We start from the raw sequence: 11,108 nt of genomic DNA, 5'->3' as shown, positions 1-11,108 counted from the left end.
GAGATCGAGGCTCCCCGCCATGAGCAGCCTGAAAATCGAAACCCCGCGAGTTTCCCTGCCGGTCCGCACTCCCGCGCAGCAGAGCGCTCCCGCCACGGCTTCCCCGGGGATCGTCCCCCCGGCGCGCACGGCCCCGAAGGCGGATGGTTTCGAGAAGAAGCGCCTGCCGGTGGCCGGCAGCGGAGGCTCTGTGTTCGGTACCTCCAGCACGGGGGCGAAGGCGTCCCTGTCCTATATCGGCACCTCGGGCACCAAGCCCCACGGGGGCGATCTGTCGCAGGCGGTCATGGATCAGCTCGACCAGTCCGCGTCGGCCATCTTCTCGAGGCTGCCCGAGCTGGGTTCGAAGGGCGCGCTCAATGGTGCCATCAAGGACGCCGTCGATGCCCTCGGCCTGCCGTCGCGTCGCGAGGCTCACGCGGCGCGCCGCTACCTGCGCAGCCAGGTGAACGCCCTCGTCGACTCGGGCTCTGGCGGCTCCGGCAACAAGCACTTCGGCGCGGATGTGATGACGTCGGTCCGCCCGGTGGACTCCACCTTCACCCCCAGCGAGAGCCAGGCTCCGAGCACCCCCACCAGCCGCACGCTGGCGCCGCACCGGCGCGCGCTGACGAACGTGGCCCGCAAGCTCGCCAGCGACACCAACCTTCAGACCGACGCCCACGTGCGCAAGGCGGCCTGGGCAGAGATCAAGAAGCTGGGGCTGGGAGAGGCCGAGAAGCAGGAGGCCCGCGGCTTCGTGCTCGAGCAGTTCGCGGCGCTGCGCCAGGGCGGCCGCTAGCCGTCCGGAGCCGGACAGACGTGACGGGTAGTCCCAGGCGAAGCCCTCGTCCTGTGTGGGATTCGCCGGGCTCCTCGCTCGCCCCCCTTCTGGCCGGGCGGGCAAGATCATAGGATGCGCGCCTCCGATGCGGCGCACCCCCTTCACCAACGACTTCTCCTGGTCCAAGAGCCGCCACGAGAAGTTCTCCGAGTGCCTCCGGGCCTACTACCTCTACTACTACCGCTCCTGGGGCGGGTGGGAGGCGGAGGCCCCGAAGGAGGCGCGAGAGCTGTACGTGCTCAAGAAGCTGAACAACCGCTACACGTGGGCGGGCAGCGTGGTGCACGAGTGCGTGCGGGACGTGCTGCTGGACATTCGCGCGGGGCGCCCGGTGGAGCTGGCCGAGGTGGAGGCGCGGGCGCGGCGGCTGATGCAGGACGACTTCCGGCACTCGGCGAAGAAGGCGTACTGGACGCAGAAGTACCGCAAGGCGTTCACCGGGCTGGTGGAGCACGAGTACGCGGAGGCGCTGCCGGACGAGGTGTGGAAGCAGAACTGGGAGACGGTGCGCGCGGCGCTCGGGTGGTTCTTCTCCTCGCGGTGGCCGGCGCTGGCTCGCACGCTCAAGCCGGCGCAGTGGCTGGAGGTGGATGCGGGCTACGATTTCTCCAGCTTCACCCTGGACGGGGTGAAGGTGTTCGCCATCCCGGACTTCGCGTACGTGGACGAGGCCGGCGTGCCGGTGGTGGTGGACTGGAAGACGGGCAAGGTGCGGGACGGGTATGACGAGCAGGTGCTCGGCTACGCGCTCTATGTGTCCCAGCGCTACAAGTTCCCGGTGGAGAAGGTGCGCGCCTCGCTGGTGTACCTGAACGAGGGGCTGGAGCAGGACGTCCAGGTGGACCTGACGGCGATGGAGGCCTTCAAGGCGCGCTTCGCCCAGAGCGTGGCGGGCATGCGCGCCGTGCTGGGGGATCCGGCCACCAACACGCCGAAGGACGCCACGGTGTTCCCGATGACGGAGGACGTGTCCCAGTGCGCGCGCTGCGCCTTCCGGCGGCCCTGCGGGCGCGCGGAGGCAGCGGCGCAGGCGCAGGCGCAGCAGCAGGCGCCGAAGGTGGCCTGAGCCGGAGCCTCGGCCGGGCTTCAGGGGCCCGGGTGGGTGGACAGCCACTCGGCGCTGCGGTTCACCCGAGGCAGGTTGCCCAGGTGCTGCCAGGAGTCCCGAGCCTGGGTGGCCAGCTCCACGGCATGCGGGCGCTCCGCGCTCCGGGCCTCCCAGAGCGCGCGGGCCAGGGTGAACTGCACCTCGGCGCGGATGTCTCCTTTCGGAGAGAGCTTCTGGGCGCGCTCCAGCGGGGCGAGGGCCTCGGTGGGCTTGCCCTGCGCCAGCAGCAGCTCCCCCTGGATGACGAGCGGATAGGTGAGATCCGGGTGCTCGGCCCCCAGGGCCTTCTCGGCGATGGCCAGCGCGCGCTCGAGCCGCTCGCGGGCCTCGCGGTAGCGCTTCAGGAAGATCAGCGTCAGGGCCTCGGAGCGGAGGGAATCGGACACGAGCGCGTGCTCGGGCCCCAGGGCCTTCTCCCGCAGGGCCCGGGCGCGCTCCTGCTTCTCCAGCGCCTCCGGGTAGCGCCCCAGCTCGAAGAGCGCTGCCCCGAGGTTGTTGAGCACGCTGGCAAGATCCGGGTTGTCAGGGCCCAGCAGCTTCTGCTTCACGCCGAGGACGCGCTCCGCGTTCTGCCGCGCCTCTTCGAACCGTCCCAGGGCCACCAGCACGATGCTGATGTTGTCCAGGGTCATCAGCGCGGTGGGGTGCTCGGGCCCGAGCACGGTCTGCTCCAGCCGCAGGGCCTGCTCGTAGTGCTGCAGGGACTCCTGGTACCTGCCCACCTCGTAGAGCATGCCCGCCGTGTTGCCCATCATCTTGAGGGTCTCGGGGTGTTCGGGTCCCAGGGCCTTCTGCTTCAGGGCCAAGGCGCGCTCGGTCCGCTCGAGCGCCTCGTCATAGCGGCCCATCCACCAGTCCACCATGGCGAGGTTGAACAGGGAGGTGGCTACCTCCGGGTGCTCGGGGGCCAGCACCTTCTGGCGCAGGGCCAGGGCCTTCGACTGGCTCTCCCAGGCCTCCGGGTACTTGCCCTGGTGGACGAACAGGAGGCCCAGGTTCGTGAAGGCCGTGGCCTGCGTCAGCGCGTCGCCGGTGCTCTCCGCCATCGCCTGCACCGCGGGCACCAGGGGGGCCGCCTCCGAGTAGCGCTCCTGCCGGGGGCCCACCTCGAGCAGCAGCAGGCTCAAGGCCCGGGACATGAGCCGCGGATCCCTGCCACGCGCGGCCGCGGAGAGCGCCTGTCGCGCCAGCGCCTCGGCGCCCTTGTAATCACCGGTGTCTTCCTGGAGGCGCGCCAGCGCGAACAGCACCTGGGCGTGGAGGGGCTCATGGCCCACCGACTCCGCCTGAGGCAACAGCTTCTCGCCGGTGGCCAACCCCTCCTTGTACTGGCCCGCGGCTTGGAGGGCCTCGAGTGTGTCCACCTGCCCCAGCAGCGCCTCCACCTTCGCCCGGACGAGGGGATCCTCCGGCGGAGGCACCGCCGAGGTGAGCGCCTCATCGTTCGCGCAGTCCTCGAGCGGCGGCAGGGACTGGGCTGCCTGGGCCGCCTTCTCCAGCAGGGCCCGATCGGCGCCGCGCGCCAGCAGCTCCGTGGTGGCGTGCAGCCGGCTGCGCCGCCGCTCCAGACAGGACTCACGCAGCGCCGCGAGCTGGGGCAGGTGCGCGGCCTGCTCCGCCTCGCAGAGCGCCGTGCTCTGCTTCACCCACCGCTCGCTGTAGCCATCCAGCAGCGCCGAGACACGCTCGGCGGTGCCGCTCGCATAGGGCAGGCCGGTGCTCAGCAGTGAGTCATGGACTCGCGCCTTCACCGAGCCATCCCAGATGCCGTCCAGCCGGTGCGCCACCTGGCTGCAGGGGGGCGGCTGGAAGTGCTGGTGCGCCCAGCCTCCCAGGGCGAGCCCCGCCAGCACCACTCCCACCGAGGCCAGGGCCAGGGCGCGGCGGCGGCCCTGGCGCTTGAGCTCCGGGTCATCCCGCAGCGCCGTCAGCAGGGCCTCCATGGAGGCAGGGCGCTGCGCCGGATCCGCCTGGAGCCCGGGCAGCACCGTGCGCCCCACCCACGCGGGCACCTCGCACGCGGCCGGAGGCGGAAGGATCCGCCCCTCGCGCCGGGCCCGGGAGTAGTCGGCCATGCTCTCGGCGGGGAAGGGGAGCTGGCCGTAGAGCGCCTCGTAGAGCGCCACGCAGAAGGCGTACAGATCGCTGCGGACACCGGCGGGCTCTCCGCGCATCAGCTCGGGCGCCATGTACTTCGGCGTTCCCATCAGCGTGCCGGGTACGGTGAGCTCGCTGCTCAAGGCGTCCGAGGGCAGGGAAGCCGGGAGCGGCTCGGAGGGGGAGAGATCCGGCGCGGCTCGAGCCAGGCCGAAGTCCGTCACCCGGACGCGGCCGTCCTTTCCCACCAGCACGTTGTCGGGCTTGAAGTCGCGGTGGATGAGTCCGGCGGCATGGGCGGCCGCCAGCCCCTTCCCCGCGGCGAGGTAGGCCTCCAGCACCTCGCGCCAGGAGCGAGGTGGCTGCTCGCGCCACTGCCGCAGCGTCTGGCCCTCCACGTACTCCATGGCGATGAAGAGGGAGCCATCCTCCAGCGGGCCCGCGTCGTAGACGGCCACCACATGGGGGTGGTTGAGGCGAGCCATGGCCTGGGCCTCGCGCACCATGCGGGCCTCGCCGTCGCTGGTGGTGGGCTCAGGGCTCTCCAGGGTGCGCAGCAGCTTGAGGGCGACGCGCCGATCCAACCGCGTGTCATAGGCGGCCAGCACCACGCCCATGCCGCCCTGGCCGAGCTGCTCGAACACCATGTAGCGGCCCGCCAGGGTCTGCCCGGGCGTGGGCACGGAGAAGCCCCCAGGCTCTCGCCTCTCGCTGGAGATCCAGGTGGCCGCATCGTTCGCGGAGGTGGAGGAGGAGCGGATATAGGTGGGGGCCTCTTCTACCGAGACGGAGGCCGGGGCGGTCTTCGGTTCCTGCTCGGGGTGGCTCATTCGCGCAGCGAGTATTCCAGAGGGAGCGCCTGACGGTACATCCCAGCCTGGAGTGGCATGGAGCCGGTGGGCTTCAAGGCGCCCCGAGGCTGGCGAGGGCGCAGGGCCGCGAGCGTCCGGCCCAGGCGCTCCACCTCGGAGGGCTCCAGCCCGCTGGCGCCGAGCCAGTCCCGCGCCTGTTGCAACACCGTGGCTTCGTCCAGCTCGGCAGGCAGGCGGCCGACGAGCCAGGCCATCCTCGCGCTGATGCGAGCCACCGCCGGCCGCAGGTCCGTCTCCAGGCTGTAGGTGGGGCCCGCCGCCTCGGGGGGAGTGCGCTGCTGCACGAGCTTGGCGGCGTCTATCTGCGCCTGGGTGAAGGCATCCAGCGCCGCATCCGTCACCGGCGGCTGGCCTGGGGGCTGGTTCTTGCGCACGTCGGCGCGGAACGCGGCGAGCACCCGGGCCTCCTGCGGGAGATCCTCCACGGGCTTGCCTGTGCGCTGCTTGGCGGCGGCGACCCAGGGCATGAGCGCCAGCCGCTCGGCCGTGGCCGCCAGGAGCGCCTGCACGGGCAGGGCGGTGGACTCCCCGGCGCCCGAGCCCAGGTAGCGGCTGCGCAGCTCGCCGAGCGCGCCGCTCGACTCCTGCGCCATCAGCCACGTGTCGAGCTGTGTCACCAGCTCGGGCTTGTCGGAGCGGACGTAGACGGCCACCACATCCCGGGTCAGCGGCCCCAGCAGCTCGATGCCGGTGAGGCCCTCGGCCCAGCGGGGCGCCTCGAGGTTGTTGCTCAGCGCCGCGTCCACCTGCCCGGAGGCCAGCGCCTGCCGCACGCCCGCGTTGTCCGGGATGGCCTGGACCTGGGCGTGCTGGAAGAGGCTGTGGGCCACGCGCTCCAGGTGGCCGCCGCGGTTGACGGCCACGCGGAGCTCGGGCCGGTCGAGCGCCCGGAGTGCATCGAGCCCCGGGCCCAGCTCTTGCGGGTAGCCACCGGGGGAGGGTGGAGCCCAGCTCGGGCGTCGCAGCAGCAGCACGGCGCCGTTGCGGAGCACCGGCACGGTGAACTGCCCTGCCAGGGAGCGCTCCGGGCGCATGGTGATACCGCTGTCGGCCAGCTCAAACTTCCCGGCGCTCAGGTCTCCCACCAGCTCGGCCCAGCGGAAGCGCACCCAGGAGGGCTCGAATCCCTGCGAGGCGGAGAAAGCCTCTACCAGCGCCACGGAGAAGCCGGTGGGGTGCTCGCCCTTCCAATCGCTGAAGGGTGGGTAGTCGCCGCTGGTGCCCACGCGCAGCGCGGCCCGCGCCGGAGCAGGAACTGGCGCCGAGGCACACGCGGCCAGCACACCGAGCCACAGGGCCAGCGTCAGCCGCCACCGTGTTCGCAGCCGGGAAAGTCCAGGGTTCACAACGTCCTCCGTGGGTTCAGGGATGGGAGCCCGACAACCTTCGAGCGACCCGCGAGCGAACCTCTCCATCGAGAGCAAGGAGCGGCGCGGCCTTCATGAGCACTCTCGCCAGCGCTCACGGGAGCCGGTCCACCACCCGCCACTCTCTGGGAAGCTTGTAACGCGCCAGCCGGCTCCCCAACCAGGAGAGCGCGGAGCCTTGCAGCGCAGCCGGATCCGCCCCCGGCTCAGGGACGATGAAGGCCACCAGCTTCTCGCTGCCCGCGCCCGTGGGCTCGCCCACCACCCGTGCTCCGGCGATGCCGGGGACTTGCCGGAGCGCTTCTTCGATCTCCTCGGGATAGACGTGGTAGCCGGTGTTGATCATCCGGTCGAGCCGTCCGCGGTAGTAGAGGTATCCGTGCTCGTCCTGCCACATGATGTCCCCCAGCGAGCACCAGCCCTCGGCATCCGCATACGCCTCGGAGACCATGCGGTTCTTCACCCAGAGCTCGCCCTCGCCGGGCTCCCGGCCCGCCAGCGGGCGCAGCCGGATTCCGGTCTCGGGGATGGGCCGTCCGCAGCTGCGCGCCAGCCGCTCATCGCCTCCGGCAATCGCGCGGTGCTCGGCGGCTCCGAGCACACTCAGGGGCCAGCCACCCTCGAGCCGGCCATAGAGCTGGACCATCTCGGCGCCCAGCACCCGCATGGCCTGCTTCATCTCCGCCGTGGGGAGCACCCCTCCTCCGTAGAGGATCCGGCGAAGGGGGAGCGCCACGCTCTGCTGGCGCTCCGCGGCCTCGGTCAGCCGGGTGACCATGCCGGGGACCATGAGGGCCGTGGTCACCCGCTCGCGGGCGATGAGGGGCAGCAGCTCGGACGCCTCGAAGCGGCGTGCCACGGCCTGCGGCAGCCCCATCATCAGGAAGGGGAAGGTCCCCACCAACGAGGTGCCATGCATCAGCTGCTGGGCCGTGAGGTAGCAGTCGTCCTCCGCGATCGGCGGCCCGTAGCTGCCCTCACGGTAGAGCCGGAGGTTGAGCTCCATGATCGCCGCCCAGTTCGCGTAGGAGATGGGCACGCCCAGGAGCTGGCCCTCCACGACGGAGCGCGGGTAGAGCACCAGCGTCTGGCTCCCCTCCACGGACAGGTCCGGCCAGACAGGCGGGCCCGCCAGCTCGGTGCCGTCGTCGTGGACGAGAGCCCCCGCGGAGGAGCCCGCATGCTCGGGATCGCACAGCACCGCGTCCACCTGCGCTGCCGTGAACACCGCCCGGGCCTCCTCGGGGGCCGCTCCGGGATCCACCGGCACGCGCGTGCCGCCAATCCACTCCACCGCCAGGAAGGCCTCGATCGCGGCCAGGCTGTTCCAGAACCAGAGGCCCACGCGGCGGTGCGCCAGCCCCCGGTCCAGCAGCATGCCCGCCAGGCGGTCCACCCGCATGGCCAGCGCATGGCCCGTCCGGGAGTTCCCTGTGGCGTCCGTGAGCAGGCGGCGCTCTCCACTGCGAAGCAGGGCCTGCCGCACAGCGTGCCCCGCCCGCACGGCCGTCATGACGCCTGCTCGAGCCGCTGGCGCAGCACCTCGCGCTGAACCTTGGCGCCCCCCAGCACGGTGGGCAGCTCGGTGAGGAAGACGAGCCGGCCCGGCCGCTCATGCTCCTTGAGTCCGGGGTGCGCCGCCTGTTCGATCTCCCGGCGCAGCGGCTCCCCCGCGGTCTGCCCAGGCTTGAGCAGCACGGCCGCGACGATCTGCTCCGAGCCAGGGGCGCCCACCCCCACGACGCCGCAGTTGGCCACCGCCGGATGCCGCAGCAGGGCCACCTCCACCACGTGCGGGTACACCACGCCGCGTGCCGTGCGGATCCGATCCTTGGCGCGATCGAGGTAGTAGAAGAACCCGTCCTCGTCCATGTGGCCGATGTCGGCCGGGCGGAACCAGCCGCCCGGCAGGAAGGAGCTCCGCGTCCGCTCTGGATCCTCCCAGTACTCGCTCGCGGACATGGGGCTGCGCACCACGAGCTCGCCCACCTGCCCAGGCGGTAGCCGGTGGCCTTGCTCGTCCACGACGGCCATCTCCAGGAGCCAGGAGGCGGGGCGGCCCACGCTGTGGAGCCGCCCGGGCTTCTCCGCCGCCTCGCTCTGCAGGAGGCGGGCGCTGGGGGCGCCCTGCTCCGTCGAGCCAAAGCCATGGCACCACATGGGCCCCACCACCCGGGTGAAGCGCTCCAGCAGCTCGGGCGAGGCGAAGAAGAGCACCGCGCGGCGCAGGCGGTGCTTGATCCCTCCGCGCGCCTCGATGACGTCCAGCAGGGGGATCAGCATGGGCCCGGGGATGAACACGCCCGTCACCTGCTCGCGCTCGATCGTCTCCACGATCTTCACCGGATCAAACCCGGAGTCATCCAGGATGACGTTGCGAGCGCCGCGCAGCAGGTACGGGTACATCGTCTGCGCGCCGGAGGCCCACTGCAGCGCGTGCAGGTGCAGGTTCACGTCATCCGGCCCCACCTGAGGGATACCCGGTCCAAAGGTGTCCAGGTGATGCAGGTTGTGGCTGACGAGGGTGGACCAGCCCCGGTAGGAGATGATCCACGGCTTGGGCAGGCCGGTGGTTCCGGTGGTGGGCTGGACAATGCAGGGCGCTGTCTCGTCCACGTCCAGCTGGGGATCCTCGGGGCTCCCCCTGGCCATCACCTGCTCCAGCGGGGTAGCCCAGGGCGGTGGGTTCGCGCCCATCGCGATGAAGTGCCGGACCGAGCTCAGCTCGCCGCGGCGCTGCTCCACGGCCGAGGTGAAGGCGGTGTCGAACACCAGCGCGGCCGGCCGCACCTTGCCCAGCGTGTCCAGGTGCACGGCCATGTCGAAGTGGCTGTGCATCGTCAGCCGTGGGAGCTGGAAGCGCTCCAGGCCCAGCCAGACCTGGACCGTCTCCATCCGGTTATGGGAGAGGACCCCCACGCGCTCACCCGGCTCGAGCCCCACCGCGCGCAGGCCCGAGCCCACCCGGTTGGCCGCCGCGTTCAGCTCGGCGAAGGTCTGGCTGCCCTGTGGCGTGGTGATGGCCGTCCGGCCGGCGAACTGCTTGGCGGCCCGCATCATCGGGCCGCCCGCTGTCATCTTCATGGCTGTCCCCTCCTCAGCTGCGAGGCATGCCCCGCGCTTTCGGGGCGCGGGCAGCCTCCTTCTCTACACCAGCTCGCTGCCGAAGGCGCTCGTCAGGTGGGCGCGGGCATCGGCGATGCACTTGGCGATCACCCGGGCGGCCTCGCGCGCCTCCTCCGGCTCATGAGAGGCCTGCACCTGCAGCCGGAAGCGTGCCGCGCCGATGGGCGCCACCGGGAACTCCACCATGGCGGCCAGCACCCCCCGGTCGAAGAAGAGCCGGTAGACGGTCCGCGCCAGCTTCTCGTTGCCGATGAGCAGCGGGACGATGGGCGAGGGCGAGCCCATGCACGTCAGCTCCCGCCGGGTCAGCTCATCGCGCAGCGCGTTGACAGCCTCGAAGAGGCGAGCGCGCAGCCTGTCCCCCTCGGCAGACCGGATGAGCTCCGTCGCCTTCAGCACCACCGCCGACTGCACCGGGGACAGGGCGTTGGAGAACATGTGGGAGCCGCCGAACATCTTCACGTACTGCTTCACCGCGGGCGAGTGCGAGGCCAGGAAGCCGCCGTTGGAGGCAAAGCTCTTCGAGAAGGCGCCCATCACCAGGTCCACCTTCCCGAGCAGGTTCTGCATCCCGAGCACGCCCGTGCCGCCCGGCCCCATCGCGCCGAGATCATGCGCGACGTCCACCAGCAGCGTGGCGTCGTACTCACGGCAGACGGCCTGCAGGGTGGTGACATCCGGCCAGTCGGCGTCCACGGAGAACAGGCCGTCGGTCACCACGAGGATGCCGTTGCGCGGGTCGCGGCCGCGGATGTCCTTGAGGCTCTGGCGCACCGCCTCCACGTTCAGGTGCTCGTAGCGGACGACGTTCTTGGTGGCCGCGCGCGCGCCCTGCTGGAGACAGGCATGCGCCAGCCGGTCGATGACGACGTGATCCTCCGGGCGCACCAGCCCCGCCACCGCGCCAAAGCCGGCCGCCCAGCCCGTGGGGAAGAGCGTGATGTGCTCCATCTGCACCAGCTCGCCCAGGGCCCGCTCCAGATCCTCCGAGATTCGCGTGTTGCCGACCGCCATCGGCGAGCCCGCGCTGTGCGGCCCGAAGTCGTGGAGGGCGCGGCTGGCCGCCTCGCGCACGGTGGGGTGGGCGTTGAGGGACAGGTAGTCCTGCGAGGCGAAGTTGATGCCCTGCATGCGGCGCCCCACCTCGTTGGTGACCCGGGCGCTGCTGCCAGGTGTTACCTCCAGCGTGCGCGAATACGGCCAGGTCTCTGTCTGGCGGCGCGCCTCCACCCAGCCGTAGTACTCCTCCGTCCGCTTCAGCAGGTCGCGCCCCGCCGGGCGGAAGAAATCGTAGGTGTTCTTGTCGAGCGCGTATTCCTCGACGGGATCGACGGTGCGGCGCAGGTGCGCCGGCTGCCACATCTCCTGCAGCGCCTTGCGGACGGGCGGGAACTGCTCGCTGAAGAAGCGCCACAGGGCGCGCACGGCGGTGTCATCGCCCGGGGGCTGCGTGCCTTCGCGCAGCGCGATGAGCGACTCCCAGGGGATATGGGAGGCCCAGTTGCGCATCATCTCGGAGACCTGCAGCGCGGAGTCTCCCACCTCGGTGGCGTAGTGCCGGAGGGTCTCCCGGGTCTCGGGGGTGGAGAGCGTCTCCTCCAGGGAGCGCCCTTGCACGCTGTGGGCCGCCTTCTCCGCGGCCGTGAGGATGCTGGCAATGAGTTCGTCGTCCTCGCGAGGTGTCGTCGTCGGGTTCATGGGTCTTTCCTGGAGTG

At 71.3% G+C, this 11,108-nt stretch carries 7 protein-coding genes; 2 read left to right on the top strand and 5 right to left on the bottom strand.

Annotation, left to right across the window (positions count from 1 at the left end):
* Together ACJ8AT_RS00330 and ACJ8AT_RS00325 are read left to right on the top strand one after the other, a co-directional pair.
* Positions 1 to 781 (top strand): hypothetical protein (locus ACJ8AT_RS00330; protein ID WP_407735492.1); only part of this gene is annotated, 781 nt, incomplete at its 5' end.
* Between the two features lie 127 nt (positions 782 to 908).
* Positions 909 to 1,889: a PD-(D/E)XK nuclease family protein gene (locus ACJ8AT_RS00325; RefSeq protein WP_407735491.1), complete on the top strand. Its 981-nt coding sequence runs from the start codon at positions 909 to 911 to the stop codon at positions 1,887 to 1,889.
* 20 nt (positions 1,890 to 1,909) lie between these two features.
* On the opposite strand, the gene ACJ8AT_RS00320 is transcribed toward ACJ8AT_RS00325, so the two are convergent.
* From ACJ8AT_RS00320 to ACJ8AT_RS00300, 5 genes are all read right to left on the bottom strand, one after another.
* A complete protein-coding gene (locus ACJ8AT_RS00320) occupies positions 1,910 to 4,858 on the bottom strand; it encodes a tetratricopeptide repeat protein (protein WP_407735490.1) in 2,949 nt (982 codons plus the stop codon).
* Complete coding sequence (locus tag ACJ8AT_RS00315; protein ID WP_407735489.1) at positions 4,855 to 6,246, bottom strand: transporter substrate-binding domain-containing protein; 1,392 nt, start codon at positions 6,244 to 6,246, stop codon at positions 4,855 to 4,857. The genes ACJ8AT_RS00320 and ACJ8AT_RS00315 overlap by 4 nt, the downstream gene beginning before the upstream one ends.
* Positions 6,247 to 6,361: 115 nt before the next feature.
* Positions 6,362 to 7,780, bottom strand: a complete 1,419-nt coding sequence (locus ACJ8AT_RS00310) for a class I adenylate-forming enzyme family protein (protein WP_407735488.1) — start codon at positions 7,778 to 7,780, stop codon at positions 6,362 to 6,364.
* A complete protein-coding gene (locus ACJ8AT_RS00305) occupies positions 7,777 to 9,351 on the bottom strand; it encodes a class I adenylate-forming enzyme family protein (protein WP_407735487.1) in 1,575 nt (524 codons plus the stop codon). The genes ACJ8AT_RS00310 and ACJ8AT_RS00305 overlap by 4 nt, the downstream gene beginning before the upstream one ends.
* A 63-nt stretch (positions 9,352 to 9,414) precedes the next feature.
* Complete coding sequence (locus ACJ8AT_RS00300; protein ID WP_407735486.1) at positions 9,415 to 11,091, bottom strand: aminotransferase class I/II-fold pyridoxal phosphate-dependent enzyme; 1,677 nt, start codon at positions 11,089 to 11,091, stop codon at positions 9,415 to 9,417.
* Positions 11,092 to 11,108 lie beyond the last annotated feature (17 nt).

The sequence above is a fragment of the Hyalangium sp. genome (assembly GCF_045802625.1).
Taxonomy (GTDB): domain Bacteria; phylum Myxococcota; class Myxococcia; order Myxococcales; family Myxococcaceae; genus Hyalangium.
This window is presented reverse-complemented; position numbering and strand designations above follow the sequence as displayed.